Annotated in this window: 23 protein-coding genes and 3 tRNA genes; 11 read left to right on the top strand and 15 right to left on the bottom strand. The window is 64.5% G+C overall.

Going from position 1 to position 26,538, the window contains the following annotated elements; all coding sequences use genetic code 11:
• Window positions 1-4 precede the first annotated feature (4 nt).
• The 3 genes from BV95_RS04225 to BV95_RS04215 all read right to left on the bottom strand — a co-directional run bounded on the left by BV95_RS04225 (window position 5) and on the right by BV95_RS04215 (window position 3,963).
• Window positions 5-673 carry a L,D-transpeptidase family protein gene (locus BV95_RS04225; RefSeq protein ID WP_174544419.1) on the bottom strand — a complete coding sequence of 223 codons (669 nt, stop codon included), beginning with the start codon at window positions 671-673 and terminating at the stop codon, window positions 5-7.
• 89 nt (window positions 674-762) lie between these two features.
• Window positions 763-3,030 carry an NADP-dependent malic enzyme gene (locus BV95_RS04220; RefSeq protein ID WP_037447844.1) on the bottom strand — a complete coding sequence of 756 codons (2,268 nt, stop codon included), beginning with the start codon at window positions 3,028-3,030 and terminating at the stop codon, window positions 763-765.
• Between the two features lie 9 nt (window positions 3,031-3,039).
• Entirely contained in the window at window positions 3,040-3,963 is a 924-nt protein-coding gene (locus tag BV95_RS04215; RefSeq protein ID WP_037447840.1) for a LysR family transcriptional regulator, read from the bottom strand.
• 94 nt (window positions 3,964-4,057) lie between these two features.
• On the opposite strand from BV95_RS04215, the gene BV95_RS04210 reads away from it, so the two are divergent.
• From BV95_RS04210 to BV95_RS04200, 3 genes are all read left to right on the top strand, one after another.
• Entirely contained in the window at window positions 4,058-6,220 is a 2,163-nt protein-coding gene (locus BV95_RS04210) for a malate synthase G (protein WP_037447838.1), read from the top strand.
• Between the two features lie 184 nt (window positions 6,221-6,404).
• Window positions 6,405-9,059 (top strand): alanine--tRNA ligase, encoded by a 2,655-nt coding sequence (alaS, locus tag BV95_RS04205; RefSeq protein ID WP_037447835.1) that lies wholly within the window; start codon window positions 6,405-6,407, stop codon window positions 9,057-9,059.
• Window positions 9,060-9,206: 147 nt separating this feature from the next.
• The gene (locus tag BV95_RS04200; RefSeq protein ID WP_037447833.1) at window positions 9,207-10,142 is read left to right on the top strand and encodes a glutaminase; all 936 of its coding nucleotides are present in this window, start codon (window positions 9,207-9,209) and stop codon (window positions 10,140-10,142) included.
• Here BV95_RS04200 and BV95_RS04195 read toward each other — a convergent pair.
• From BV95_RS04195 to aroA, 7 genes are all read right to left on the bottom strand, one after another.
• Window positions 10,139-11,923, bottom strand: a complete 1,785-nt coding sequence (locus BV95_RS04195; protein WP_037447831.1) for a cation:proton antiporter domain-containing protein — start codon at window positions 11,921-11,923, stop codon at window positions 10,139-10,141. The genes BV95_RS04200 and BV95_RS04195 overlap by 4 nt on opposite strands.
• A 78-nt stretch (window positions 11,924-12,001) precedes the next feature.
• Window positions 12,002-12,087: transfer RNA gene (locus tag BV95_RS04190), tRNA-Leu, on the bottom strand.
• Between the two features lie 54 nt (window positions 12,088-12,141).
• On the bottom strand, window positions 12,142-12,432 hold the full coding sequence (locus BV95_RS04185) for an integration host factor subunit beta (RefSeq protein ID WP_013846608.1): 291 nt from the start codon (window positions 12,430-12,432) through the stop codon (window positions 12,142-12,144).
• 166 nt (window positions 12,433-12,598) lie between these two features.
• On the bottom strand, window positions 12,599-14,311 hold the full coding sequence (gene rpsA / locus BV95_RS04180) for a 30S ribosomal protein S1 (protein ID WP_013846609.1): 1,713 nt from the start codon (window positions 14,309-14,311) through the stop codon (window positions 12,599-12,601).
• A 171-nt stretch (window positions 14,312-14,482) separates the two neighbouring features.
• Window positions 14,483-15,118 carry a (d)CMP kinase gene (cmk, locus tag BV95_RS04175; protein ID WP_037447829.1) on the bottom strand — a complete coding sequence of 212 codons (636 nt, stop codon included), beginning with the start codon at window positions 15,116-15,118 and terminating at the stop codon, window positions 14,483-14,485.
• Window positions 15,115-15,366, bottom strand: coding sequence for a CBU_0592 family membrane protein (locus BV95_RS04170; protein ID WP_013846611.1), 252 nt, complete (start codon window positions 15,364-15,366; stop codon window positions 15,115-15,117). The genes cmk and BV95_RS04170 overlap by 4 nt, the downstream gene beginning before the upstream one ends.
• Entirely contained in the window at window positions 15,363-16,673 is a 1,311-nt protein-coding gene (aroA, locus tag BV95_RS04165; RefSeq protein ID WP_174544420.1) for a 3-phosphoshikimate 1-carboxyvinyltransferase, read from the bottom strand. Before aroA ends, BV95_RS04170 begins: the two co-directional genes overlap by 4 nt.
• A 178-nt stretch (window positions 16,674-16,851) precedes the next feature.
• Between aroA and BV95_RS04160 the strand changes: the two genes are divergently transcribed.
• The 3 genes from BV95_RS04160 to BV95_RS04150 all read left to right on the top strand — a co-directional run bounded on the left by BV95_RS04160 (window position 16,852) and on the right by BV95_RS04150 (window position 17,626).
• The gene (locus tag BV95_RS04160; protein WP_013846613.1) at window positions 16,852-17,187 is read left to right on the top strand and encodes a TIGR02300 family protein; all 336 of its coding nucleotides are present in this window, start codon (window positions 16,852-16,854) and stop codon (window positions 17,185-17,187) included.
• Window positions 17,188-17,275: 88 nt separating this feature from the next.
• Window positions 17,276-17,351, top strand: a tRNA-Ala gene (locus BV95_RS04155).
• Window positions 17,352-17,550: 199 nt separating this feature from the next.
• Window positions 17,551-17,626, top strand: a tRNA-Ala gene (locus BV95_RS04150).
• Between the two features lie 315 nt (window positions 17,627-17,941).
• Here BV95_RS04150 and BV95_RS04145 read toward each other — a convergent pair.
• Complete coding sequence (locus tag BV95_RS04145; RefSeq protein ID WP_037447821.1) at window positions 17,942-20,218, bottom strand: ATP-dependent helicase; 2,277 nt, start codon at window positions 20,216-20,218, stop codon at window positions 17,942-17,944.
• Window positions 20,219-20,323: 105 nt separating this feature from the next.
• Between BV95_RS04145 and BV95_RS04140 the strand changes: the two genes are divergently transcribed.
• Both BV95_RS04140 and BV95_RS04135 read left to right on the top strand, forming a co-directional pair.
• Window positions 20,324-20,725 carry a GFA family protein gene (locus tag BV95_RS04140; RefSeq protein ID WP_037447815.1) on the top strand — a complete coding sequence of 134 codons (402 nt, stop codon included), beginning with the start codon at window positions 20,324-20,326 and terminating at the stop codon, window positions 20,723-20,725.
• A 129-nt stretch (window positions 20,726-20,854) separates the two neighbouring features.
• Window positions 20,855-21,319, top strand: coding sequence for a hypothetical protein (locus BV95_RS04135; protein WP_037447937.1), 465 nt, complete (start codon window positions 20,855-20,857; stop codon window positions 21,317-21,319).
• Here the strand turns inward: BV95_RS04135 and BV95_RS04130 are convergent.
• Window positions 21,300-21,752, bottom strand: coding sequence for an RrF2 family transcriptional regulator (locus tag BV95_RS04130; RefSeq protein WP_037447813.1), 453 nt, complete (start codon window positions 21,750-21,752; stop codon window positions 21,300-21,302). The two genes, BV95_RS04135 and BV95_RS04130, sit on opposite strands and share 20 nt — an antisense overlap.
• Window positions 21,753-21,878: 126 nt before the next feature.
• On the opposite strand from BV95_RS04130, the gene BV95_RS04125 reads away from it, so the two are divergent.
• Window positions 21,879-22,328 (top strand): globin domain-containing protein, encoded by a 450-nt coding sequence (locus tag BV95_RS04125; RefSeq protein ID WP_037447810.1) that lies wholly within the window; start codon window positions 21,879-21,881, stop codon window positions 22,326-22,328.
• 78 nt (window positions 22,329-22,406) lie between these two features.
• Here BV95_RS04125 and rsmD read toward each other — a convergent pair whose 3' ends face one another.
• On the bottom strand, window positions 22,407-22,946 hold the full coding sequence (rsmD, locus tag BV95_RS04120; RefSeq protein WP_037447807.1) for a 16S rRNA (guanine(966)-N(2))-methyltransferase RsmD: 540 nt from the start codon (window positions 22,944-22,946) through the stop codon (window positions 22,407-22,409).
• Between the two features lie 84 nt (window positions 22,947-23,030).
• On the bottom strand, window positions 23,031-23,960 hold the full coding sequence (locus BV95_RS04115) for a pseudouridine synthase (protein WP_037447805.1): 930 nt from the start codon (window positions 23,958-23,960) through the stop codon (window positions 23,031-23,033).
• Window positions 23,961-24,119: 159 nt separating this feature from the next.
• Here BV95_RS04115 and BV95_RS04110 point away from each other — a divergent pair, with 159 nt between their 5' ends.
• Entirely contained in the window at window positions 24,120-24,578 is a 459-nt protein-coding gene (locus tag BV95_RS04110) for a response regulator (RefSeq protein WP_037447802.1), read from the top strand.
• Between the two features lie 170 nt (window positions 24,579-24,748).
• Window positions 24,749-26,056 carry an AmpG family muropeptide MFS transporter gene (locus tag BV95_RS04105; RefSeq protein ID WP_037447799.1) on the top strand — a complete coding sequence of 436 codons (1,308 nt, stop codon included), beginning with the start codon at window positions 24,749-24,751 and terminating at the stop codon, window positions 26,054-26,056.
• Here the strand turns inward: BV95_RS04105 and BV95_RS04100 are convergent.
• Entirely contained in the window at window positions 26,041-26,478 is a 438-nt protein-coding gene (locus BV95_RS04100; RefSeq protein ID WP_037447797.1) for a DUF6628 family protein, read from the bottom strand. The genes BV95_RS04105 and BV95_RS04100 overlap by 16 nt on opposite strands.
• Window positions 26,479-26,538 lie beyond the last annotated feature (60 nt).

Here is a 26,538-nt window from a genome sequence, read left to right as displayed (position 1 = left end):
TATCTCAGCTTGCCTGGCTGGTATCCAGCATCCTGCCGTTGGTGATGACCACCAGGTCGCCCAGCTTCGCCACGCCGAACAGCTTCTTCGCGAAAGCCTTGGGCACGCCGATGCAGCCATGGGTGGCGCTGCCCCATTGCACGTCGCTGCCGTGGATCGCCACGCCGTCGCTGGTCAGCCGCAGCGTATAGGGCATGGGCGCGTTGTTGTAGGTGCTGGAATAATGATCCGCATCCTTCTGGATGATCGGAAAGGCGCCGAGCGGGCTGGGCTTGTCGTCTGCGCCATAGAGGATGACCGCCGATCCGATTTCATAGCCTGCGCGGAAGACGGACAGGGTCTGGGCCTTGAGGTCGACGGTGACGATCAGCGGCCCCTTTGCAGGCGCGCCGCCCTCGTCCCATACATAATCGCCATGGCGGAAGGGACCGTCGATGGGCAGCACGCGCTTCACCATCAACGCATGCGGATCGACCGCCACGGGCTGGGCGCGGGTGCGTTCGACAGGCTTGGCGGGTTTGGCTTCCGGCTTGGCCTGAACGACCTTAACGACCTTGGCCTGGATTGGCGGCAGATCGCTGCCGCGGCCCATGGACAGGCCCAGCAGCAGCGCCACCGCCGCCACGCCGCCGCCGATGGCCAGCTTCACCCCTGTCGAAACCTGTCGCGCCATGAACCGTCCGCCCTGCTGTCATTCCCGCCTTCGCGGGAATGACGTTCTCACCAGTCAAGTAACAGCCCGTCTCATAAAAAGGTTAAGCATCACCCCTCGCGCTCGACCTCAGCGGCGGCGATGGCGGTCAGGTTCAATATGCCCCGCGCCGTGACGCCCGGCGTCAGCACATGGATCGGCTGGGCCAGCCCCACCAGCATCGGCCCCACCGTCGGCGAACTGGACGAAGCCGACAGCGCCGTCAGCGTGATGTTCGCCGCGTCCAGATTGGGCATGACCAGCAGATTGGCGGACCCTTCGAAGCGAGAATCCGGGATCAGCCGCTCGCGCAGCCCCTGGCTCAACGCCGCGTCGGCATGCATTTCCCCCTCGACCATCAATTCGGGCGCGGCCTGTTTCACCAACTTGAACGCCTCCCGCATCTTGCGGGCGCTGGGCGAATGGGACGCCCCGAAATTGGAATGGGACAGCAAGGCGACACGTGGCGTCAGCCCGAAATGCTTGAGTTCCGTCGCCCCCAGCAGCGCCATTTCGGCGATCTGATCCGGCGTCGGATCGGGCACCATATGGGTGTCGGTGATGAACAGCGCGCCCGCATCCAGGATCAGCCCCGACAGCGCATAGACGCGGCTGCTGCCCGGCGTGCGGTCGATGATGCGCATCGCATGTTCGACCTCGCCCCAATAATCGCTGTTGCCGCCGACCAGCGCGGCGTCGACCCGCCCGGTGCGCAGCAGCATCGCGGCGGTGACGCTGGGCCGGCGGTAGACGTGACGCACCACCTCCGCCCCGGACACGCCCTTGCGCGCAGCGACGGCGCGATAGCCCTCGACCAGCTCGCCCATCAACAGATGGTCGGTTTCCGGGTCGACCACCTCGACATCGCGGTCCAGTTGGAACCGCAGGCCCATGTCCGGCAGCTTCTGTTCCAATATGCGCCGCCGCGCCACGATCACCGGGCGGACGATGCCTTCGTCCAGCGCGTCCTGGATGGCGCGCAACACCCGCTCATCCTCGCCTTCCCCATAGGCGATGCGGCGTTGGGCGCCACGGGCCGCCTCGAACACCGGCAGCATCAGTTGCGCGGAGCGGGCGTTCTGCTGCGTCAACTGCCGCTTATAGGCTTCCAGATCGAGATGCTTCTTGGCGACGCCGCTGTCCATCGCCGCCTTTGCCACGGCGCAGGCGATCTCCGCGATCAGCCGGGGGTCGAACGGCGTGGGGATGATATAGTCCGGCCCGAACGCCAGCTTGCGCCCGCCATAGGCCTGCGCGACGCTGTCATGCGCGGGCATGCGGGCCAGGTTGGCGATGGCGTCGGCGGCGGCGACCTTCATCGCCTCGTTGATTTCGGTCGCCCGCGCATCCAGCGCCCCCCGGAAAATATAGGGGAAGCAGAGGACATTGTTGACCTGATTGGGATAGTCCGACCGCCCCGTCGCGATGATGGCGTCGGGCCGCGCTTCCCGTGCCGCTTCCGGACGGATTTCCGGCTCCGGATTGGCGAGCGCGAAGATCAGCGGATTGGGCGCCATCAACGGCAGCCATTCCGGCTTCAGCACGCCCGGCGCGGACAGGCCCAGGAACAGGTTCGCCCCCGGCAGCACGTCGGGCAGGGTGCGCGCATTGGTGGTGCGGGCATAGCGGGCCATGTTGGGCAACATGCCCTCCCGCCCCGAATGGATGACCCCGTCCTTGTCGGTCAGCGTCACATTCTCGATAGGCAGTCCCATCGACACCAGCAGATCGACGCAGGCCAGCGCCGCCGCCCCTGCGCCAGACGTCACCAGCTTTGCATCCGCCAGCGTCTTCCCCTGCAACACCAGCGCGTTGCGCACCGCCGCCGCGACGACGATGGCGGTGCCATGCTGGTCGTCGTGGAAGACGGGGATGTTCATCCGCTTCTTCAACTCCGCCTCTATGGCGAAGCATTCGGGCGCCTTGATATCCTCCAGATTGATGCCGCCGAAGGTCGGTTCCAGCAGGGCGACGGCCTCGATGAACTTTTCCGGGTCGGTGGTGTCGACCTCTATGTCGAACACGTCGATGTCGGCGAATTTCTTGAAGAGGACGGCCTTGCCCTCCATCACCGGCTTGGAGGCCAGCGCGCCGATCGCGCCCAGCCCCAGCACCGCCGTCCCGTTGGAGATCACCGCGACCAGATTGCCGCGCGCGGTATAGTCCATCGCCTTTTCGGGATCTTCGGCAATGTCGACGCAGGGCGCGGCGACGCCGGGCGAATAGGCCAGCGCCAGGTCGCGCTGGTTGACCATGCGCTTGGTCGGTTCGATCCTCAGCTTTCCGGGTTGCGGATAGCGGTGATAGTCCAGTGCTGCGCGGCGGGTATTGTCGTCCATGAAATGCCTCTAGAGTTGCTTTTCCGCAGGGGCAATGCCCGACCGTTCCCAGGGCGGGCGGGGGGCATAGAGTCCGGTCAGGAAATCGATGAAGCTGCTGATGGCGAGCGGCGGAACATTTTGCGGCAAATGAACGGCATAGAGGCCGACATCCGCCGATCCTTCATGATCCGGCATGATCTGGCGAATATCGCCGCTTTCCAGCGCGTCGCTCACGTCCCAGAGCGAGCGTAGCGCGATTCCCATGCCCGAAAGCGCCAGTTCGCGCACCATTTCGCTGCTGTTGGTGCGGACATGGCTGCTGCCCTCCACCGTGACCGCGCCCCTGGGGCCGATCAGTCGCCAGGGCAATTGCCCCTCCGCCGCGAGCAGGCGGTGCCGCTTGAGGCCGGAAATTCCGTGCGGCGTTCCGAACCGGTCCAGATAGCTGGGGGCGGCGCACAACACCCGCCGGTTGGTGGCCAGCCTGTGCGCGGCCAGTCCCGGCCCCGGATCGGCGGTGATGCGGATGGCCAGGTCCGCCCGCGTCGCCAGCAGGTCGGCATAATCGTCCGACAGGTCGATCTGCAGCCGCACCTTGGGATGCGCCTCCAGGAACTGCGCCAGATGGGGCGCGACATGCATCCGCCCGAAGGATGTCGGCGCGGTCACCCTCAACGTTCCCGCCGCCTCCGCCGATGCGCCGGACACGCGTCGTTCCGCTTCGTCCAGCGCCGCCAATATGCCGCGCAAATCCTCATGCAGCCTTTCGCCCGCGGGCGTCAGCGCCAGGCGTCGCGTGGTGCGGTGAATCAGCCGCGTCCCCAGCCGATCCTCCAGCCGCACCAGCCGCTTCGACACCATGGCGGGGGAGATGTTCAGCCGCCGCCCGGCCGCCGCCATGCCCCCTTCATCCACGATGGTCGCGAACAGATCATAATCCGGGTCCATCATTTTTGTTTCACCAGAGGAAAATCTGAATTCGAATAATGGCCTCTACACGCCATAATGCGATCCGTCTATGGTCCGCCGCAAAGGAGATCATCCCATGACCAGCATGACAGAGCGCGCAGGCCTGAAGGTCGCGCCGCAACTCGCCGCCTTCATCGAGGAGCGCGCGCTTCCCGGCACCGGCATTGACGCCGACGCATTCTGGCAGGGCACTGCCGCGATCTTCGCGAAATTCGCCCCGGAAAACGCCGCCCTGCTCGCCCGGCGCGATGCGATCCAGGCGGAGATCGACGCCTGGCATCAGGGAAGGGCGGGGCAGCCCTTCGACAGCGCGGCCTATCAGGCCTTCCTGCGCCAGATCGATTATCTCGTCCCCGAACCCGCGCCGTTCCAGATCGGCAGCGAGAATGTCGACGATGAAGTCGCCCGTCTGGCCGGGCCGCAACTCGTCGTCCCCATCCTCAACGCCCGCTTCCTGCTGAACGCCGCCAATGCGCGCTGGGGCAGCCTGTACGACGCGCTCTACGGGACTGACGCGCTGCCCGGCGCGCCTTCGGGCAAGGGGTACGACCCGGCGCGCGGCGCGCAGGTCATCGCCTGGGCCAAGGCATTTCTGGACCGCGCCGTCCCGCTGAAGGGGCATGCGGGCTGGTCCGACATCGTCCGGCTACATGTCTGGAACGGCGAACTGCACCTGCATATCAAGGACGGGCACGGCGTCGTGGCGACCAGCTTGGACCAGGCGGATGGCTTCGTCGGCTATCGCGGCGCTCCGGAAGATCCCACGGCGATCCTGCTGCGCCATAACGGCCTGCATATCGAACTGGTCATCGACCGTTCGCACCCCATTGGCGGCGGCGATCCGGCGGGCATAGCCGACATCATCCTGGAATCCGCGCTCACCACCATCTGCGATCTGGAGGATTCGGTCGCCGCCGTCGACGCGGATGACAAGGTCGCCGCCTATTCCAACTGGCTGGGCCTGATGCAGGGCAATCTTGTCGACACGTTCGAGAAGAACGGCGCGATGATGACCCGCGCCCTCAATCCCGACCGCAGCTATGTCGCGCCCAAGGGCGGCGTCTTCACCCTGCCGGGGCGCAGCCTGCTGTTCGTCCGCAATGTCGGCCATCTGATGACCACGCCCGCCGTCCTGCTGGCCGATGGCGCGCAAGCCCCCGAAGGCATAGTCGACGGCATCGTCACCAGCCTGATCGCCCTGCACGATCTGAAGCGGGAAGGGGGCAACAGCCGCGCCGGCAGCGTCTATATCGTCAAGCCCAAGATGCACGGGCCGGAGGAAGTCGGCTTCACCAACCGCCTGTTCGACGCCATCGAAGACCTGCTGGGCCTCAGCCGCCATACGCTGAAGGTCGGCGTCATGGATGAGGAACGCCGCACCTCCGCCAACCTCGCCGCCTGCATCGCGGCGGTGAAAGACCGCATCGTCTTCATCAACACCGGCTTCCTCGACCGCACGGGCGACGAGATGCACACGTCGATGCGCGCCGGTCCCATGATCCGCAAGGGCGAGATGAAGACCAGCGACTGGATCACGGCCTATGAGGATCGCAATGTCCAGATCGGCCTCGCCTGCGGCCTGTCGGGCCGCGCCCAGATCGGCAAGGGCATGTGGGCCGCGCCGGACCGCATGGCCGACATGCTCGACCAGAAGATCGTCCATCCCACCAGCGGCGCCAACACCGCCTGGGTTCCGTCCCCCACGGCGGCGACGCTGCATGCGACTCACTATCACAGCGTCGACGTCTTCGCCCGCCAGGATGAGCGCGCGAAGGAAGCCATCGCCCCGCTCGACAAGCTGCTGACGATCCCCGTCGCGCAGGGCCGCAACTGGTCGGATGAGGAAATCGCCCAGGAACTGGACAATAATGCGCAGGGCATCCTGGGCTATGTCGTCCGCTGGATCGATCAGGGCGTCGGCTGCTCGAAGGTTCCCGACATCCACGACATTGGCCTGATGGAAGACCGCGCCACGCTGCGCATTTCCTCGCAGCATATGGCGAACTGGTTGCTCCACGGCGTCTGCACGGCGGAACAGGTCGATGCCGCCTTCACCCGCATGGCCGCCAAGGTCGACGCCCAAAATGCAGGTGACCCGCTCTACACGCCGATGAGCGGCAATCCGGAAGGCCTAGCATGGCAAGCCGCCCGTGCCCTGGTCTTCGAAGGCGTCAGCCAACCCAACGGCTACACCGAACCCCTGCTCCACAAATATAGAGCCTTGGCGAAGGCCCTCTAAAAAATCCTCCCCATCGCAAGATGGGGAGGGAGACCGCTCGCGAAGCGAGGGGTGGAGGGGAAATGCGCGACATCAGCCATATCCCCGCCACCCATCCCACTCCGCCACCCCCTCAACCGGATATTCCGATAAACGACGAAAAGCCCCGCTTGTGCGTTGGAGCGCTTCCCACTAAATCGCGCGCATGACTTCGACCAACGACATTCGCCGCTCCTTCCTCGACTATTTCGGGGCCAACGGCCACACCATCGTTCCGTCCGCCCCTCTGGTGCCGCACAACGACCCGACGCTGATGTTCGTCAATGCGGGCATGGTGCCGTTCAAGAATGTCTTCACGGGCCTCGAATCCCGGCCTTATTCCACCGCGACCAGCAGCCAGAAATCGGTCCGCGCCGGGGGCAAGCATAACGACCTCGACAATGTCGGCTACACGGCGCGCCACCATACTTTCTTCGAAATGCTGGGCAATTTCAGCTTCGGCGACTATTTCAAGGAACAGGCGATTACCCACGCCTGGACCCTGCTGACGAAGGAATGGGGCCTTCCGGCGGAAAAGCTGACGGCGACGGTTTACCACACGGACGACGAAGCCTTCGACCTGTGGAAGAAGATCGCGGGCCTGCCCGAAGAACGGATCATCCGCATCCCCACCAAGGATAATTTCTGGGCGATGGGCGACAGTGGCCCCTGCGGTCCCTGTTCGGAAATCTTCTACGATCATGGCGACCATATCTGGGGCGGCCCTCCGGGAAGCCCGGAGGAGGATGGCGACCGCTTCGTCGAAATCTGGAACCTCGTCTTCATGCAATATGAGCAGGAAGCGAACGAGATCGTCAGCGAACTGCCCAAGCCCAGCATCGACACCGGCATGGGGCTGGAGCGCATCGCGGCGGTGCTGCAAGGCGTCCACAATAATTACGACACCGACACGTTCAAGGCGCTGATCGAGGAATCCGGCGCGCTGACCAGGACCGCCACCGACGGCGAGCATCAGGCCAGCCACCGCGTCATCGCGGATCATCTGCGCTCCACCAGCTTCCTGATCGCGGACGGCGTGTTGCCCGCGAACGAGGGCCGCGGCTATGTCCTGCGCCGCATCATGCGCCGCGCCATGCGCCACGCGCACATCATCGGATCGAAGGAGCCGTTGATGCATCGCCTGGTGCCCAGCCTCGTCTCCGAAATGGGCGGCGCCTATCAGGAACTGGTCCGCGCCCAGCCGTTGATCGAGGAAACCCTGCTGCGCGAGGAAACCCGCTTCCGCCAGACGCTGGAAAAGGGGCTGAAACTGCTCGACGAAGCGACCGGCGACCTCAGCGAAGGCGGCACGCTGCCGGGCGAAACCGCGTTCAAGCTCTACGACACCTATGGCTTCCCTTACGACCTGACCGAGGACGCGCTGCGCTCGCGCGGCCTCGGCGTCGACCGCGACGGCTTCGACAAGGCGATGGCCGAACAAAAGGCTGCCGCCCGCGCCGCGTGGAAGGGATCGGGTGAAAAGGCGTCGGACGAAATCTGGTTCGACATCGCGGAAAAGACCGGCAACACCGAATTCATCGGCTACAACTCGACCGAGGGCGAGGGCGAGGTCGTGGCAATCGTCAAGGACGGTGTGAACTTCGACAGCGCAAGCGCGGGTGAGACGGTCCTGATCGTCACCAACCAGACGCCTTTCTACGGCGAAAGCGGCGGCCAGATGGGCGACGCGGGCACGATCAGTTCGCAATCCGGCCTCGTCGCGGATGTGGAAGACACAGCCAAGCCGCTCGGTCGCCTGCATGCCCATAGGGCGAAGATCGGCGCCGGCAGCGTCAAGGTGGGCGACACGGTTCACCTCAGTGTCGACGTGAACCGCCGCGACCGCATTCGCGCCAACCACAGCGCCACCCATTTGCTGCACGCGGCGCTGCGCAACCGGCTCGGCGCGCATGTCACGCAAAAGGGCAGCCTCGTCGCGCCGGATCGCCTGCGCTTCGACTTCTCCCATCCCGAAGCGCTGACCCATAGCCAGATCGCCGCCATCGAAGCCGATGTGAACGAACAGGTCCGCCACAATGAAGCGGTGACGACCCGCCTGATGACCCCCAACGACGCGATCCAGGCGGGGGCCATGGCCCTGTTCGGCGAAAAATATGGCGACGAAGTTCGCGTCCTTTCCATGGGGAAGGGGGATGCGCACAGCTATTCGGTCGAACTGTGCGGCGGCACCCATGTCCGCGCCACGGGCGATATCGCGGTCTTCAAGATCATCTCGGAATCGGCGGTTTCCAGCGGCGTGCGCCGTATCGAGGCGCTGACCGGCGAGGCGGCGCGCCTCTGGCTCTCCGACCGCGAGGATCGGCTGCGCCAGTCCGCCGCCTCGCTCAAGACGACGCCGGAGGAAGTGCCCGCCCGTATTGCCGCTTTGGTCGAACAGAGCCGCAAGCTCGAACGCGAACTGGCCGAAGCGAAGAAGGCGCTGGCGCTCGGCGGCGGCGGCTCCGCCCAGGCCGCCGGTCCTGAGAAAGTCGGCTCGGTGAATTTCATCGGCCAGGTCATCGACGGCCTCGATCCCAAGGAACTGCGCGGCCTGGTCGATCAGAACAAGGCGACCCTGGGCAGCGGCGTCTCCGCTGTCCTTGCCGTGGTCGACGGTCGCGCAACCATCGCCGTCGGCGTCACCGACGACCTTGTGGGAACGATCAGCGCCGTCAATCTGGTCCGCGCAGGCGTGGAAGCGCTTGGCGGCAAGGGCGGTGGCGGCCGCCCGGACATGGCCCAGGGCGGCGGCCCCGAAGGCGACAAGGCCGAAGCCGCGATTGAGGCGGTCAAGGCGGCCCTCGCCAACGTCCCGGCCTGATCGCTTCCCTATCGCCTGAGAGGCTCTTTGCAATAGTCCTCACCCTGAACTTGTTTCGGGGGCTATTTCTCCGCATTGAGCCTTGGCTTATGGGAGAGAAATGGATGCTGAAACGAATTCAGCATGGCGATGGAGAAGAGGCCAGCCATGGACCTGCCCGCGATTCTCGCTGACATCGTCGCCCAGGCCGCGATCCGGGAAGATCGCGGCACGGTCGCCAGCTACATCCCGGAACTGGCGAAGGTCGATCCCGGCCAGTTCGGCATCACCATAGCCACCGCCGATGGCCGCCTGATCGAAGGCGGAGATTCCGGCACGGGCTTTTCCATCCAGTCCATCTCCAAGGTCTTCGCCCTGACCCTCGCGCTCGGCAAGGTCGGGGACCAGCTTTGGGAGAGGGTAGGGCGGGAACCCTCCGGCAACGCCTTCAACTCCATCGTTCAACTGGAGCAGGAAAGGGGTATCCCGCGAAATCCCTTCATCAACGCAGGCGCCATCGTCGTGGCGGACGTCAATCTGGGCGGCCATCAACCCCGCGTCGCCATCGGTGAAATGCTCCGCTTCGTTCGCTATCTTGCCGGGGACGACGGCATCGCCATCAACGAAACCGTCGCCGCTTCCGAAACCGCGACCGGTTTCCGCAACATGGCCCTCGCCAATTACATGCGCGCCTTCGGTAATGTCAGGCATCCAGTCGATCTGGTGCTCGGCACTTATTTTCACCAATGCGCCATCGAAATGAACTGTCGCCAACTCGCCCTGGCCGGACGCTATCTGATGCTCGACGGCCAGCATCCGGAGGGCGGGCGGGTCGTTTCGTCCAGCCGGGCCAAGCGGATCAACGCGCTGATGCTGACTTGCGGCCATTATGACGCATCGGGCGATTTCGCCTTCCGCGTCGGCATTCCCGGCAAATCGGGCGTGGGCGGCGGCATATTGGCGGTTGTCCCTGGTCGCGCCTCCATCGCGGTCTGGTCTCCCGGCCTGAATGAAAGCGGTAACAGCCAACTCGGCACATTGGCACTGGAGGAACTGGCTCGCCGCACCGGCTGGTCAGTATTCAGCCCGCTGCAGGAGGCCTAAGGCACCTCGTCCTGCCGCAGCCGCCGCAGCTTGGGCGCGGTTTCCATCTGCGCCGCGTCCTTGATGTCCATGCGCAGGTCTTCCCGCGTCTGGTGGATGGAGGCGATCACCGGCCCCATCGCCACGCCCAGATCGACCAGCGCCGTTTCGGCCAGTTGCAGGGAGCTTTCCAGCGTCTCCGGAACCGCGTCGCTCGCCCCCGCCCGATAGAGTTGCGCCGCATGATCGGTATCCCTGGCGCGCGCGATGATGGGCAGGTCGGGCACCCAGCCGCGCACGCGCTTCGTCACCCGCACCGACAGGACAGGATCGTCCATCGTCAGGATCAGCGCCCTGGCATGCCCCAGCCGCAGCTTGTCGAGCATCTCTGTCCGCGACACGTCGCCGAACAGGATGGGGTAGCCTGCGCGGCGGGCTTCCGCGACGACGTCGGGGTCTGATTCCACAACGATGAAGCGCTGCTTGTGCAGGGTGAGCAAGTCGCAGACCATCCGGCCCACGCGCCCGAAGCCGATGACGACGGCCGCCGCCTCCGCCTGATCTTCGCCGATTTCCGAAGCCTCTTCCCCCAGCGCCATTTCCAGTCGCCGGGCGATATCATGGCCCAGCCGCGCCAGCAGCGGCGTGATGGTAAGCCCGATCGCCGTCACGATCTGCCAGAATGCGGCGGTGGAGGGCAATATCAACTGCGCTGCCGCTGCCGCGGAAAGCACAATGAGGGTGGTTTCCGACGGGCTGGACATCAGCACGCCGACCTCCAGCGCGACCCCTTTCCTCGCTCCGGATATATACAGCAGCGCCGCCGTCACGACGGTCTTGGCCAGTACGACGCCCACCATCGCCAATATGAGGTTGGGCCAGTTGGCCAGGATGACGCGCACATCCAGTCCCATGCCCACAGTGATCAAGAAGACGCCCAGCGCCAGCCCCTTGAACGGCGCGGTCATCACCTCGACCTCGCCATGATAGTCGGTTTCGGCGATCAGCAATCCCGCCAGAAGTGCGCCGACGATGGGTGACAGGCCCGCAATGGATGTCGCCATGCTGGAGATGATGACCACCAGCAGGCTGGCGGCCAGGAATACTTCAGGGCTCTTGGTGCGCGCCGCCTGGCTGAAAATATGCGGCAGGCAGATGCGACCCAGGACCAGCATGACGACGATGGTGATGCCGCTCTTGAGAAGCGTGTCGGCCAGTTCGCTCCAGGGGCCGTCAGGGCTGGCAGCGACGGAGGGAGCCAGCGCGCCCAGCATGAAGATGATGGGGACGAGCGCCAGATCCTCGAAAAGCAGCATGGAAAAGGCCGCGCGGCCGACGGCGCTCTGCGTGCCCACCATCGGCAGCACGACCGCCGTCGAGGACAGCGCCAGCGCAAGGCCAAGGCCGAAGGCTCCGGCGGGTGCCTGACCGAGAAAGTAAAGGCCAAGTGAAATAAGTGTAGCACCACCGATCAATTCTGCGGCGCTGACCCCGAATACTTGGGTTCGCATGGTCCAGAGGCGGCGGAAACTTAATTCCAGCCCGATGGAGAATAGGAGCAGAATGACACCAAGTTCGGCGAAGGGTTCTATCGCCGCCCTGTTGGAGATGGTCACATGATAGAGCCAGGGATATTGGCCGACCAGCGCGCCCAGCCCGGACGGACCCACGGCCAGGCCGACAAGGATGAAGCCGATGACCGGGCTGATGCGGAACCGGGCGAAACCCGGAATGACCAGTCCGGCCGCTCCCAGGATGACGAGGGAATCGCTGAAACTTTGTGGATTGATTGCGCCGGCCATGGCCGATCATCGCCATAAAAGCCGCGGATATCCAGCGATAAGGTCGGGACCGGGCAAATATGTCCCCGGAAGAAGCCCTGGTGCGGACGGCGGGACTTGAACCCGCATTCCCAGGGGGAGGCGGATTTTAAGTCCGCTGCGTCTACCGATTTCGCCACGTCCGCTCAGGCCGTTACCCCCTGAAGGCTAACGACACGGAGGTCAAGGATGTGGTTGAGTCAGACGGCGGCTTTCGCGTTCAACCTTTCCCGCATTTCCTTTCCCGGCTTGAAATAGGGAACGCGCTTGGCATCTACCGGAACCTGCTCCCCAGTCCGAGGATTCCGTCCTGTCCGCGCATCGCGCGCCCGTGTCGTGAACGCGCCGAAGCCGCGCAACTCCACGCGCCCGCCGGTTGAAAGGCGATCGACAATTTCTTTGAAGAAAAGATCGACGATCCTTTCGACTTCCTGGAGGTTGAGGTTTTGGTTTTCCTCAGCCAATTTCTGTATCAGTTCCGAGCGTATCATTGGTCCTCCAGACTCCCCCTTCTGGTTCCCACTTTATTTATAATGAATCCTCATGGCTGTGACAATCGGCCAATATCGGTACGACTTTCTCATTTTGGGAATAGAAAAAGCCCGCTGGAGCAAAGTTCCAGCGGGCCATATTACTTAAGTTAGATATCGAAGGAGATCAGCCTTCGCTCTTCGCCTTCAGCGCTTCGCCCAGGATGTCGCCCAGCGACGCGCCGCTGTCGGACGAACCATATTGCGCGACGGCCTGCTTCTCTTCGGCGATCTGCATCGCCTTGACGGAGAAGGTCGGCTTCTTGGCGCGGTCGAAACCGGTGACCATGGCGTCGAACTTCTGACCGACCTGGAAGCGCTCCGGACGCTGCTCGTCGCGGTCGCGGCCAAGGTCGCTGCGCTTGATGAAGCCGGCGGCGCCGTCTTCGCCAGCCTGGACTTCCAGACCGCCGTCGCGCACTTCCAGAACGGTCACGGTGACGATCGCGTTCTTGTTCAGGCCAGCAGCAGCAGCAGCGGTGCCGCCAGCGGCCGGGCCGCCACGCTCAAGCTGCTTCATGCCAAGGCTGATGCGTTCCTTCTCGACGTCGATGTCGAGAACGACGGCCTGAACCGTCTCGCCCTTGCGGTGCAGGGCCAGCGCGTCCTCGCCCGAAATGCCCCATGCGATGTCCGACATGTGGACCATGCCGTCCACGTCGCCGTCCAGGCCGATGAACAGACCGAATTCGGTCGCGTTCTTGACTTCGCCCTCGACGGTCGACCCGATCGGGTGACGTTCGGCAAAGCTGTCCCAGGGGTTGTTCTGGGCCTGCTTGAGGCCGAGCGAGATGCGGCGCTTTTCGGGATCGACTTCCAGGACGATGACGTCGACTTCCTGGCTGGTCGAAACGATCTTGCCGGGGTGGACGTTCTTCTTGGTCCAGGACATTTCCGAAACGTGGACCAGGCCTTCGATGCCGGCTTCCAGTTCGACGAACGCACCATATTCGGTGATGTTCGTGACGCGGCCCGACAGCTTCGCGCCGACGGGGTACTTGGCGGCGGCGCCTTCCCACGGATCGCTCTCAAGCTGCTTCATGCCCAGGCTGATGCGCTGGGTGTCGCGGTTGATGCGGATGATCTGCACGCGGACGGTGTCGCCGATGTTGATCATCTCGTTCGGGTGGTTGATGCGCTTGTACGACAGGTCGGTGACGTGCAGCAGGCCGTCGATGCCGCCCAGATCGACGAACGCGCCGTAGTCGGTGATGTTCTTGACCACGCCCTCGATGATCTGGCCCTCGGCCAGCGTCTGGATGAGGCCGCTGCGCTGTTCGGCGCGGGTTTCTTCCAGGATGGCGCGGCGCGACACGACGATGTTGCCGCGGCGGCGATCCATCTTCAGGATCTGGAAGGGCTGCGGAATGTCCATCAGTGGGGTGACGTCGCGAACCGGACGAATATCGACCTGCGAGCCGGGCAGGAACGCCACGGCGCCGTCCAGGTCGACGGTGAAACCGCCCTTGACGCGGCCGAAGATGACGCCTTCGACGCGGGCATTTTCGGTGAATTCGGATTCCAGCTTGTCCCAGGCGGCTTCGCGGCGGGCGCGGTCGCGGGACAGCATGGCTTCGCCATGGGCGTTTTCGACGCGGTCGACATAGACTTCGACTTCGTCGCCGACCTTCAGGTCAGCCTTCTGACCGGGCGCGGCGAATTCGCGCAGCGGCACGCGGCCTTCCGACTTCAGGCCGACGTCGATCAGCGCCATGTCGTTTTCGATGCCGGTAACGGTGCCCTTGACGACGCGGCCTTCGAAGCCGCCATCCTCACCACCGAGAGAATCATTGAGAAGCGCGGCGAAATCGTCGCGCGAGGGGAATGCCGTAGAGGCCATGTGTAAGTCCTTCACTCGTCATTGCTGGCCTACCGGTTGTATCCGGTGGTCTTTCAGGCCCAACCGCCCGCGCGGCCGAATACCGCGTGGACATCCGTTCGGCCGTGACGAGTCGACGCCCCGTGGAAAAGCAAAAAGGGCGCATGGGAATCCCCAAGCGCCGTCATCGCGTCAGGCCTGTCGCCGACGTTCCAACTGGGCGTCCACCAGAGCAATGGCCTGCTGGACGGCCGCGTCTATAGTCAAATTGCTGGTGTCGAGCAAGTCTGCTCCATCGGCCACGCGCAACGGGGCGTGATCGCGGCTCATGTCGCGGGTGTCGCGGGCCTGGATATCCGCGATCAGGCTGTCCATGTCCGGGTGGCCGCCATGCGAAAGGGCGTCGTCATAGCGGCGCTGGGCGCGGACATGGACGCTGGCGGTGACGAATATCTTGGCGTCGGCGTCGGGCGCGATGACCGTTGCGATATCGCGCCCGTCTAGGATCGCGCCGCCTGGCTGGGTCGCGAAGTCGCGCTGGCGTTTCACCAACGCCTGGCGGACGCTCTGGTGGATTGAGACGCGGGAAGCCAGGGAGCCGACCGCTTCGCTGCGCAGCGCGGGATCGGCCAGGACGCCATCCTTGAAGGCGCAGGCGGCCAGAGCATCGGCCTCATGATCCGGATCGCCGCCGGTCTTCAGCACGGCCAGGCCGACCGCCCGATAGAGCAGGCCGGTGTCGAGCACGGGCAGCCCGTAGTGACGGCCGAGCGCCTTGGCGATGGTGCCCTTGCCCGATGCTGCGGGGCCGTCGACGGCGATGATCATGATGCTTTGCCTTTCCGCAGCGCTTTGGCGAGGCCGATGAGCGCGATGAACGCCCAAACGATTTCCAATGCCATCGAGGCGACGTTGAAATGAACCGTCAGCGAATAGATGAGCAGCAGCGCGCCGAACAGGTTCAGCAGGTTGAAAAGGGTGAAATTCAGCACCTTCGCCATGTTGCTGTAGGCATAGGCGATGACCATCAGGCCGCTGCCGATCAGGCCTATGATATTGGCGAGGTCGAACGTCATGCCATGGCCCCCAATGTCCGCAGCAGGCCGGTGAAACCGGGGAAGCTGGTCGCGACAGGGCGCATGTCGTCGATGGTGACGCCTTTCTTCGACACGAGGCCCGCGACGGCGAAGCTCATGGCGATGCGGTGATCGAGGCTGGTGGCGATGGGGCCGCCGCCGGGCAGGAGAGCGCCGCCGCTGCCGTCTATGACGATGCCGTCCTCCAATTCCTCCACCGTCACGCCGATGGCGCGCAGGCCCGCAGCCATGGTGGCGATGCGATCCGATTCCTTGACGCGCAATTCCTCCAGGCCGCGGAAGGTGCTGCGCCCCTCTGCGAAGGCGGCGGCGATGAAGGCCACGGGATATTCGTCGATCATCGATGGCGCGCGCGCCGGATCGGGTTCCACGCCTTTGAGAGCGGACGCGGTGATGACGAGGTCGCCAACCGGCTCGCCGCCGACTTCGCGGGGATTTTCGATGGCGATGTCGCCGCCCATTTCGCGCAGCAGGTCGATGAGGCCAGCGCGGGTCGCGTTGAGGCCGACATTGGCGATGGTGACCTTCGACCCCGGAACCAGCAGTGCCGCGACCATCGGGAAGGCGGCGGAGGAGGGGTCGCCGGGAACCGTGATCGATTGCGGGCGGAGTTCCGCCTCGCCCCTGAGGGTGATGATGCGGGTGCCGTCGGCTTCGGTTTCGACATGAAGGTCAGCGCCGAAGCCCTTGAGCATGCGTTCGCTATGGTCGCGGGTCGGGATCGGTTCGACCACGCGGGTGATGCCGGGGGCGTTGAGGCCTGCGAGCAGGATCGCCGATTTGACCTGCGCCGATGCGACGGGAAGGCGATAGTCGAGCGGCACCGCCGGGCATGACCCGCGCATGGTGAGCGGCAGGCGGTCGCCGGGACTGGTCGTGAAGCTGGCGCCCATGCGGGACAGCGGTTCCGTGACGCGGGCCATGGGGCGCTTGCTGAGCGAGGCGTCGCCCACGAAGGTAGCGGTGATCGCATGGCTGGCGACCAGGCCCATTAGCAGGCGGGTTGAGGTGCCGCTATTGCCCATGTCGAGCGCACTTGTCGGCTGGAGCAGGCCGCCGACGCCCACGCCATGGATATGCCAGATGCCGTCCGCGTCCTTGCGGATGTCCGCGCCCATCGCCCGCATGGCGGCGGCGGTGGACAGGACATCCTCCCCCTCCAGCAGGCCTTCGACATGACTTTCGCCCACGGCCAGCGCGGAAAGCATCAGCGAGCGGTGCGAAATGCTCTTGTCGCCCGGCACGCTAATCGTGCCGGAAAGCGCAGGTGCCGCGGTGAAAGTCATGGGGGTCGGTTGGTCGGAAGAAGCGGTCACGGGTCAATCCGTCTGCAAAACTTGAAAAAATGCGCCCGGCTTTTGACAGGGCGGTTTCGCTATGGCAAGGCGCCGTCTCTTCGCGGGCGACCTTCGTCGTGCCGCGTAATCTCTGTTTTGAGCACTCGCAAGAAGGACAAGGCCGGACATGGTCAAGGCTGAATGGGGCACGAAGCGTACCTGCCCGAAATGCGCCACGCGCTTCTACGACCTGGGCAAGGATGACCCGGTCACCTGCATCAACTGCGGCACCGCCTGGGAACCCGAACCGGTGCTGAAGTCGAAGCAGCCGCTGCCCTATGAGGAAGCGCCCAAGAAGGTCATCGAAACCGCCGACGGCGAGCATGAGACGGCGGACGACGATCTGGACCTGGATCTGGACGTGGATGACGACGGCGATTCGCCGGATAATGACGTCGATCTGGGCGGCGACGACGACTTGGGCGTCGACGCTGGCGGAGACGATGGCGACGACGACAATTAATTGAATTTTGTGCTTGCCAAGGAGTTCGCCGCCACCTAATGGCAGCGGCCTCCGAGGCGCCGCCCCAACGGCGCCGACACTGGAAAACGGGGCCTTAGCTCAGCTGGGAGAGCGCCTGCATGGCATGCAGGAGGTCAGCGGTTCGATCCCGCTAGGCTCCACCAGTTTTTCGGGAACAGAAAATGTCCGGGGGACATTTTCCCGAAAAACTCCCGAGCGCAAGCGAGGGGTGTGGCGAGGTTGTTCCCAATCTCGATCAACACGCCCAGATGCTGCGCAAAGGATGTCCAGACATAAGGCCGACGGTTTTGATGCCGGACGTGGCCTGATCCATTGGGATGCGGTATGATGCCGCGCAACGATGGGGCCTTAGCTCAGCTGGGAGAGCGCCTGCATGGCATGCAGGAGGTCAGCGGTTCGATCCCGCTAGGCTCCACCAATTTCCCAAACTCCTGAGTGCAGGCAAGTGCTGTCTCCCCCTGATATTGTTAGTCGCGGGTCTGTTGGTCTGTGGCTGGTTGAATTCCTCCCTGCGCGCAGCGTGGGGAGGGAGACCGGCCGAAGGCTGGTGGAGGGGAAGGGGCGCGACCTGCGCATCTTCCCCTCCGTCAGCGCTTCGCGCTGTTGAACGGAGGCGCGTGACTCCGTTCAACTCCCCATCTAACGATGGGGAGGAATAGGATAGGTCCGTTTTCCACCCAATATTGGCCTTCTCGCGATGGCGAGAACTTAATGATGGACTTGTAGTGGCGCGCTATGCCGGCTGAACGAAGCTGTCCATGACCCGCTTGCGCCCTGCGGTTTCGAAATCGATCTCCAGCTTGTTGCCTTCAATCTCCGCTACCGTGCCGTAGCCGAATTTCTGGTGGAAGACGCGCAGGCCGACGCTCATGTCATCGCGGCCCTTGTTGCCCAGCGAAACGGCGGAGGCGCGGGCTTCGACGATGCGGACGGGTTCCTTCACGAACTGGCCGCTTTGCTGGGCGCGTTGCCAGCCGGGGCCGCGGCCGCTGCCGCGCTGGACATTGGCGAAGGGATCGGCTTTTTCCGACCAGTTGGCGCGCCAGAGCGAGGCGCCGCCGGACATGCTGCTTTCCTCCTCCATATGTTCGGGCGGCAGTTCGCCGACGAAGCGGGAGGGGATGGAACTGGTCCACTGGCCATAGATGCGGCGGTTGGCGGCATGGAGGATGAGGCACATTTTCCGCGCCCGCGTGATCGCGACATAGGCGAGGCGGCGTTCCTCCTCCAACGAATTGAGGCCGCCTTCGTCCAGAGCGCGCTGGGAAGGGAAAATGCCTTCTTCCCAGCCCGCCAGGAACACGGTGTCGAACTCCAGGCCCTTGGCGGCATGGATGGTCATGATTGTGATCTTGCGTTCGTCCGCTTGCGCTTCATTGTCCATGACCAGCGACACATGTTCCAGGAACGCGCCCAGTGTCTCATATTCCTCCATGGCGCGGGTGAGTTCGTTGAGGTTCTCCAGCCTTCCCGCGCTTTCGGCGGTACGCTCGGCCTGGAGCATGGCGGTATAGCCGCTTTCGTCCAATATCTGCCGGGCGAGTTCCGCATGGGGCAATTGCGTGGCGCGGTCGCGCCAGCGGGCGAGGTCGCCGATGAAGGCGCCCAGCGACCGGCGGGCCTGCGGCGTCATCTCATCCGTGTCGAGGATGCGGGCGGCGGCGAGGGCCAGCGGTATGCTTTCGGCGCGGGCGAGGCGGTGGAGTTTCTCGACCGCCTTGTCGCCCAGGCCGCGTTTGGGGACGTTGACGATCCGTTCGAAGGCGAGGTCGTCGGCTGGCTGGTTGACGAGGCGCAGATAGGCCAGCGCGTCGCGGATTTCGGCCCGTTCGTAGAAGCGGAAGCCGCCGACGATGCGATAAGGCAGGCCGATCTGGATGAAGCGGTCTTCGAACTCGCGGGTCTGGTGCTGGGCGCGGACGAGGATGGCGACTTCGTCCAGCGATCCCCCGTTGCGTTCGATCGATTCGATTTCGTCGCCGACGCGGCGCGCTTCCTCCGGGCCGTCCCATATGCCGATGACGCGGACCTTTTCGCCCACGTCGATGTCGGTCCAGAGCGTCTTGCCCAGACGATTGCCGTTTTCCGCGATCACGCCGGACGCCGCGCCCAGGATATGGGGGGTGGAGCGGTAATTTTGTTCGAGGCGGACGATCTTCGCGCCGGGAAAATCCTTTTCGAAGCGCAGGATATTGGCGACTTCCGCCCCGCGCCATGAATAGATGGACTGGTCGTCGTCGCCCACGCAGCAGATATTCTTGCGCGTCTGGGCGAGCAGGCGGAGCCAGAGATATTGGCTGGAGTTGGTGTCCTGATATTCGTCCACCATGATGTAGCGGAAACGCTGCTGATAGCTTTCCAGCACGTCGCGGTGGCGCTTCAATATGACCAGCACATGCAGCAGCAAGTCGCCGAAATCGCAGGCGTTCACGTCGCGCAGCCTGGACTGGTAGGCGGCGTAGAGCTTCTGGCCCCGGCCATTGGCATAGGCTTCGCTTTCGCCCGCGCCGATCTCCTCCGGGATCAGGCCCTTATTCTTCCACTGGTCGATGAGGCCGGCCAGTTGCCGGGCGGGCCATCGCTTTTCATCGATCCCTTCGGCCTGGATCAACTGCTTCATCAGCCGAAGCTGGTCGTCCGTGTCCAGGATGGTGAAGTTGGATTGCAGGCCGACCAGTTCGGCGTGACGGCGCAGCATCTTCGCGGCGATGGCGTGGAAGGTGCCCAGCCAGGGCATGCCCTCCACCGCCGGGCCGATCATACGGCCGACGCGTTCGCGCATTTCCCGCGCCGCCTTGTTGGTGAAGGTGACGGCCAGGATTTCCGACGGCCAGGCGCGGCGGGTGGCGATCAGATGGGCGAGGCGGGCGGTGAGCGCGGCGGTCTTGCCCGTGCCCGCTCCGGCAAGCACCAGCACCGGGCCTTCGGTGGTCAGCACGGCTTCCCGCTGCGGCGTGTTGAGGCCCTGCAAATAGGCTGGATCGTCGGGCGAGGGGGCGGGCAGGGTCATGGTTTCACAACTAGGGCGGGCGGCGGCGGGGAGCAAGGGCGAGAGGCCTTGCGGCTTCGGGGGATTTATGAGAACAAAAGGCGAATCATGCAAGGGGTAAAGCACATGATCACTGGACGGTGCCGATGCGGGGCAATCCATTATGAGGCGGTGGGAGAGCCATTTTTCAGCGCATTGTGCCATTGCGCCGATTGCCGGAAGAGCGCGGGCGCGCCGATGGTGGGCTGGGCCATGTTCCCCGAAGGGCGGTTGAAGGTGACCGGCGATCCGGTGCGATACCAGTCATCGGAGGATGTGGTGCGCGACTTTTGCGGTACTTGCGGGACGGGGTTGTTCTGGCGGAACACCGCATCCTATCCCGGCATGGTGGATATCCAGACGGCGACCCTGGATGATGAGGCGGCGCTCCCCCCGGCCGTTCATGTTCATTATGTGGAGGCCCTTCCGTGGATGGGCAAGGTGCATGAACTGCCGAAGTTCGACCGGTTGCCCAATAGCGGGGGTTAACAACAGGATCGTCTGGCGGCGCGCCGGGAACGGTTCGTCGCCATCATCGGAACGCTGACGCCTTGGCCCCGGTTCTTCCCTTCAGCCCAGATGGCAGAACGGGGCAAGAACAAGGAAAGGATGATCCCGATGAAATCGATCCTGTTGGCGGGTGCGGCCATATTGGCCTTCGGCACCGGTGTTACCGGCGTTGCGATTGCGCAAGGTGCGCCTGGTGCGACGCAGCCGCCCGCTACGAGTGCACCGCCCCCTCCTGATCAGGGCGCTACGCCTGCCACGCCGGCTTCTCCGGCCGAGCCGGGCACTGCTCCGGCTACCCCTGCGACGCCGGCCACGCCGCCGCCGGCCGCAGATCCGAATGCGGGGCAGCCTACGGGCGCGGTGCCGCCGGATACGGGGATGCAGCCCGCGTCTCCCGGAGTGCCGCGTGATCCGTCGGCTCCCGTGGGCAGTTCCGCCAATCCCGCGACGGTGGGCGGCAATATGACGCCGCCGCCGGCCGAGCAGAAGGATTATCCGCTGTGCAGCAAGACCGTGCAGGATAGCTGCATCAATCGGGGGGAAGCGGGTAAATCTAAGCGCAAGGCGCGCTGACGGCGGCGGGGCTGGGCAGGGCGGCGATGATGGCCGCCAGCCCGGCCTTTTCCCGTGCCGCATCGGCCAGGCTATGCTGGTCGAGGACGGCGAGGAAGGCGGCGGTGGCCGCCTTCAATATGGCTGAAAGGCCGCAGGCGGTGCGCAGGGCGCAGGAACCGCAGTCCGCCATGTTCATGTCGGGTTCCGAAAAGCGGACGACTTCGCCGATGCTGATCGCTTCGGGAGGGCGGGCGAGGGTGAAGCCGCCGCCGCGGCCGCGTTGGGTGTCGAGCAGGCCGCCCTGTCCCAGATGGTGGACGACCTTCATCAGATGATTGCGCGAAAGACCGTAGGCGTCGGCGATTTCCGGGATGGTGGCGCGGCCGGAGGGGGCCACGGCGAGGTGGATCAGGACGCGCAGGGCATAGTCGGTGTGGCGGGTCAATTGCATGAACGAATTGGTTAGGTGAACGGGGGTGGATTTTCAAACATTCATTCTATTTACATTTTAAAAGATGCAACGTAAATGCACCTTTATCGATTCCCGGAGGATCGAATCCAGAAGGAAGGTGCATAAATGACCCAGTTGACCGCCGACACCATTGCCATCGTCAAGGCTACCGCGCCCGCGCTGCGCAAGCATGGGGTGGAGATCACGACGGCCATGTATGCGCGGTTGTTTGAGGACGCGTCGATCAAGGACATGTTCGACCAGGCGGCGCAGGAAAGCGGCGAGCAGCCCAAGCGGCTGGCTGCGGCGATATTGGGCTATGCGGAGAATATCGACCGGTTGCAGGCGCTGGACGGCGCGGTGGCGCGGATGGTGCAGCGGCATGTCGAGACCGGGGTGAAGGCGGAGCATTATCCCAAGGTGGCGGAAGCCTTGCTGCCGGCCATTCGGGATGTGCTGGGGGCCGAGGTGGCGACTGATGCCGTGCTGGACGCCTGGGGGCAGGCCTATTGGTTTCTGGCCAATATCCTGATTGGCAAGGAAGCGCAGGCCTATGAGGATGCCGAGGCGGCTTGATGGGGTGGGCGTTGCGTTGCGCTTGCGGCGTTGCGCAGCCCCCTCTCCCCAGCCCTCTCTCCGGTGGGGAGAGGGAGTTTAGGGTGCGGCTCTTAGGAGGGTCAGGCGGGCTTTTCCGACGTCGCGGCTGGATTCGACGGTGAAGCCCTTGACTTCGACATCCTCGCGGCGGTCGGTTTCGATGCTGATCCAGGTGGCGGGGCCGGTCCAGCCCAGGCGGCTGAGCTTGTCCAGCGCGACCATGCCCGCGCCGCTATTATAGGGCGGGTCCATGAAGATCAGGTCCAGCGGCTTGCTCGCCGGGCCGAGGGACAGGACGCTGCTCTGGCGGATGTCGGGGCGGAGGCCCAGCCTGTCGCCATTGGCGCGGATCGCGTCGAGGGCGGCGCGGTCCTGTTCCACGAAGATGCAGCTTGCCGCGCCGCGCGAGAGCGCCTCATAGCCCAGCGCGCCGGAGCCTGCGAAGAAATCGCCTACCGCCAGCCCCTCGAACGAGCCGAGGCGGCTCAACAGCATGGAGAAGAGGGTTTCGCGAGTGCGGTCCGCCGTGGGGCGGGTGGCGTCGCCCTTCGGGGCGGTGAGGGGGCGGCCTCGCCATTGGCCTGATATGATTCTCATGGGGTGGCTCGCTGGAAGAAAGAAAAGCCCTTCGACATTCAAACGAGGCAAGTGACTCGTTTGAACAGGGCGAACGGAGGGTCTTCAGGGTTTTGGGATTTTCAGTCCCTTGCGGAAGACGATGAGGTCGTGCTGGCGGACTTCCTCCACCGCGCCGGAGGGCAGTTCGCCCAGGTGGAAGGGACCGTAGCTGGTGCGGATCAGGCGGCTTACCTGAAGGCCGAGATGTTCGAGGACGCGGCGGACTTCGCGGTTCTTGCCTTCGGTCAGGGTCATTTCGATCCACTGGTTGCGGCCGGTGCGGCGTTCCAGATTGGCCTCTATCTGACCGTAGCGGATGCCGTCTATCTCTATGCCTTCGAACAGGTCTTCGAGCTGGTTCTGGCTGATTTCGCCGAAGGCGCGAGCGCGGTAGGTGCGGGGCACGCCGGTCGAGGGGAGTTCCATCTGCCGCTTGAATTCGCCATCGGTGGTGAGCAGCAGCAGCCCTTCGGTCGTCATGTCCAGGCGGCCGATCGGCATGACGCGGGGCAGGTCGGCGGGCAGCTTGTCATAGATGGTCGGGCGGCCGCGTGGGTCGCGTTCCGTGGTGAGGAAGCCGGACGGTTTGTGGAAAAGGAACAGGCGCGCGGGCGCGGGTGCGGCGATGGGGACGCCGTCGACGGCGACGCCGTGAAGCGAGATCAGCAGCGTTGCCGGGGTGGTGACGACTTCACCGTCCAGCGTGACGCGCCCCTCCTCTATGATCCGTTCGACCTCCCGCCGGGAAGCGACGCCTGCGCGGGCGAGCAGTTTCGCAATGCGCTGCGGTTCGTTCTTGCCGCTGGCGGCGGCGGCTGCGCGGGCCGGATGCGGGTTGGCGGGTTTGGCGGGGGCGGTCTTCGCCTTCCTGAATGGGGGGCGGGCCGGGCGCGAACCGGAGGGGTTTGGGCCGCCTGTTTTGAAGTCGCCGGGACGCCTGGGACCGCCGGGGCCTGACCGGCGCGGCGGTCCAGATTTTTTTGGCGGTTCCAACGACGAGTTCCTTTTCAAAACGGGACGGCACACCCATATCAGACATGCCAGTTAGTGACGAATGGTGCTGTCCGGGCGCCTGTGCGCCGAGATATGAGAAACCCTGTACGGGCGCCACGCGTTGGTCGGCTGAATGGCGCAAATGGGGCGGATCGGCAAATGTTTTTCGGGCTGGTAAAAGGGGAAATCGGGGCTGGCGGACGCCGCAAGGCCATTCGCACCGTGCTGGTGGTGGAGGATGAGCCGCTGGTCGCATTCGACAATGAACATGTGTTGGAGACGGCGGGCTATCGGGTGGCCGCGACCGTCGATGATTATGCCCATGCCGTCAGCGTGATCGAGGAAGAGAGCGTCGATCTGGTGATCGCGGACGTGACGCTGCATGGCGAGCGGACCGGGATCGATCTGGCGCGCTTTGCCGCCGGGCGGGGCGTGGCGGTGCTGTTCGTGACCGGGGCTTGTCCGGTGGATGCGCGGGAGATGGCTTTGGGATGTCTGGCCAAGCCCTATGCGCCGCGGGATCTGCTGGGGGCGGTGGCGGTCGTGGATGCGTTGTTGCGGGGGAAGGAATTGCCGCGCTTTCCGGATGGGTTGCATTTGTTTGGGGATTTGGGGTGAGCGTGGGATTGGTCGAGAGGTTCGATCCCCCCTCATCCAACTTCGCCTAACTCGCTGCGCGAGTAAGGCTGCGTATCCTTCTCCCTCAAGGGAGAAGGTTTTTTTGGTGGTTGTTTGGGTGGGCTTTGGTCATATGGTGGTCAGGAACGACCATCGGGGCCATCGCATTTATGACTGAGATTGCAGGGGGCTGGCTGGATGCGGTGAAGCCCTATGTGCAGAAGGCGCCTTTGGGGGCCTTTTTTCTGGGGATTTCGTCGGGTTTTCCCTATGCGATGATCGGCGCGACGTTGACGACGCGGCTGGCGCAGGATGGGATCGACAAGAAGGCGGTGACGGCCTTCACTCTCGCTTTCCTCGTCTATAATCTGAAATTTCTCTGGGCCTGGGTGGTCGATGGCGTGCGTCTGCCCGTCATCGGGCGGTTGGGGCAGCGGGTTTCGTGGTTGATCGTCGCGGGGCTGCTGGTGATGGCGGCGGTGGCCAATCTGGCGCTGGTCGATCCCACTACGGGGCTGTTGCAGACGGCCTATGCGGCGATATTGGTCGGGGCGGCCGGGGCGACGTTCGACATCGTGATCGACGCCTATCGGATCGAGACTTTGAAGCCGGAGCAACTGGGCGTCGGGTCGGGCATGTCGCAATATGGCTGGCGGATCGGGTCGGTCGCGGCGGGGGCGCTGGCTCTGGTGCTGGCGGCGCGGATCGGGTGGCATGGGGCCTATCTGGCCTGCGCGGTCTTTGCCCTGCCCGCGATGCTGACCGGGCTGGTGCTGGGCGAGCCGGAGCGGCATCGCGAACCGACGGCGCGGCGTGGAATGAGTGAAGTGTGGCAGTCGATTGCCGGGCCGCTGGTCGAGTTTTTCCGGCGGCGCGGGGCGTGGCTGGTGCTGCTGTTCATCCTGCTGCACAAGATCGGGGATACGCTGGCGAACCTGACCTTCCGCCTGTTGTTCGACGATATGGGCTATAGCAATGACGAGATCGCCATCTACGACGTGGGGATCGGTTTCTGGGCCTATCTGATCGGGATTTTCGTGGGCGGCGTGCTTTATGCGCGGCTGGGGATGAAGCGGTCGGTGCTGGTCAGCCTGTTGCTGATGGGCGTGTCCAATTTCAGCTTCGCGCTGCTGGCGGCGCTGGGGAAGAGCAATTGGGGCATGGCGGGGGCCATCGGGTTCGAGAATTTCGCCAGCGGGATCGGTGGGGTGACGGTGGTCGCTTACTTCTCCGCCTTGTGCGACCTGCGCTTTACCGCCGCCCAATATGCGCTGATTTCGGCGGCGGCGAGCATCGTCGGGCGGTTCCTGACCGGGACCACGGCGGGCGCGATGATCGAGCGGTTCGGATATGTCGACTTCTACCTGCTGACCACGGCGCTGGCGGTGCCGGGGATCGTCCTGTTCTGGCTGATGATGCGGGCGGGGTTGATCGACGCCAGTGTCGGGACGGCGGCGAGCGATCAGCCCGCCGCGTAGAGGTCCAGCGGGCGGCCCAGGTCGTTATGGGCCTGGGCGACGGCTTGCAGGCAGGTGAGCGCGCCCAGCGCATGATCGTTGCCGAGCAGGGCGGCGACATCGTCATAGGCGGCGCGGGGGCTGCGCAGGGCGCCGCCGATGGCCTGCATCATCAGCGCTTCGTCGGATGTCATGCGGGAGCAGCAGCAGGGGGCGATCAATATCTTGCGGCTGGAGGTGCGGGCCAGTTCCAGCATCATGGCGCGCATCAGCACCAGTGGGCGGCGATAGCTGCGGCCGAACGCGCCCAGCATGGCGTTGGCGGCATGGGCGTCGTTGACGCCCGCCGTCGCCATGCGGCGCATGACATAGAGGAACAACCGGTTGCCGTAGCCGCCGGGGAGGGGGCGGGGCTGATCGAGGGTGGGCTGTCCGTGCGCCATGCGTTCGTACCTTCTGCCTTGTCGTTGCAGGCATAAGGTACGCTATTGCGAGTCAATCGC

The organism is Sphingobium chlorophenolicum, from assembly GCF_000722875.1.
Taxonomy (GTDB): Bacteria; Pseudomonadota; Alphaproteobacteria; order Sphingomonadales; family Sphingomonadaceae; genus Sphingobium; species Sphingobium chlorophenolicum.
Note: the sequence above shows the minus strand (reverse complement) of the source record. Positions and strands in the feature narration are given on the sequence as shown.

Coding starts and splice junctions, on each gene's coding strand:
- rsmD (WP_037447807.1), bottom strand. CDS start 22,946: ATGAGAATCATATCAGGCCAATGGCGAGGCCGCCCCCTCACCGCCCCG.
- BV95_RS04185 (WP_013846608.1), bottom strand. CDS start 12,432: ATGATACGCTCGGAACTGATACAGAAATTGGCTGAGGAAAACCAAAAC.
- BV95_RS04200 (WP_037447833.1), top strand. CDS start 9,207: ATGGACCTGCCCGCGATTCTCGCTGACATCGTCGCCCAGGCCGCGATC.
- BV95_RS04210 (WP_037447838.1), top strand. CDS start 4,058: ATGACCAGCATGACAGAGCGCGCAGGCCTGAAGGTCGCGCCGCAACTC.
- aroA (WP_174544420.1), bottom strand. CDS start 16,673: ATGACTTTCACCGCGGCACCTGCGCTTTCCGGCACGATTAGCGTGCCG.
- BV95_RS04130 (WP_037447813.1), bottom strand. CDS start 21,752: ATGCAATTGACCCGCCACACCGACTATGCCCTGCGCGTCCTGATCCAC.
- alaS (WP_037447835.1), top strand. CDS start 6,405: ATGACTTCGACCAACGACATTCGCCGCTCCTTCCTCGACTATTTCGGG.
- BV95_RS04110 (WP_037447802.1), top strand. CDS start 24,120: ATGTTTTTCGGGCTGGTAAAAGGGGAAATCGGGGCTGGCGGACGCCGC.
- BV95_RS04145 (WP_037447821.1), bottom strand. CDS start 20,218: ATGACCCTGCCCGCCCCCTCGCCCGACGATCCAGCCTATTTGCAGGGC.
- BV95_RS04105 (WP_037447799.1), top strand. CDS start 24,749: ATGACTGAGATTGCAGGGGGCTGGCTGGATGCGGTGAAGCCCTATGTG.
- BV95_RS04215 (WP_037447840.1), bottom strand. CDS start 3,963: ATGATGGACCCGGATTATGATCTGTTCGCGACCATCGTGGATGAAGGG.
- cmk (WP_037447829.1), bottom strand. CDS start 15,118: ATGATCATCGCCGTCGACGGCCCCGCAGCATCGGGCAAGGGCACCATC.
- rpsA (WP_013846609.1), bottom strand. CDS start 14,311: ATGGCCTCTACGGCATTCCCCTCGCGCGACGATTTCGCCGCGCTTCTC.
- BV95_RS04195 (WP_037447831.1), bottom strand. CDS start 11,923: ATGGCCGGCGCAATCAATCCACAAAGTTTCAGCGATTCCCTCGTCATC.
- BV95_RS04140 (WP_037447815.1), top strand. CDS start 20,324: ATGATCACTGGACGGTGCCGATGCGGGGCAATCCATTATGAGGCGGTG.
- BV95_RS04170 (WP_013846611.1), bottom strand. CDS start 15,366: ATGACGTTCGACCTCGCCAATATCATAGGCCTGATCGGCAGCGGCCTG.
- BV95_RS04220 (WP_037447844.1), bottom strand. CDS start 3,030: ATGGACGACAATACCCGCCGCGCAGCACTGGACTATCACCGCTATCCG.
- BV95_RS04135 (WP_037447937.1), top strand. CDS start 20,855: ATGAAATCGATCCTGTTGGCGGGTGCGGCCATATTGGCCTTCGGCACC.
- BV95_RS04225 (WP_174544419.1), bottom strand. CDS start 673: ATGGCGCGACAGGTTTCGACAGGGGTGAAGCTGGCCATCGGCGGCGGC.
- BV95_RS04160 (WP_013846613.1), top strand. CDS start 16,852: ATGGTCAAGGCTGAATGGGGCACGAAGCGTACCTGCCCGAAATGCGCC.
- BV95_RS04100 (WP_037447797.1), bottom strand. CDS start 26,478: ATGGCGCACGGACAGCCCACCCTCGATCAGCCCCGCCCCCTCCCCGGC.
- BV95_RS04125 (WP_037447810.1), top strand. CDS start 21,879: ATGACCCAGTTGACCGCCGACACCATTGCCATCGTCAAGGCTACCGCG.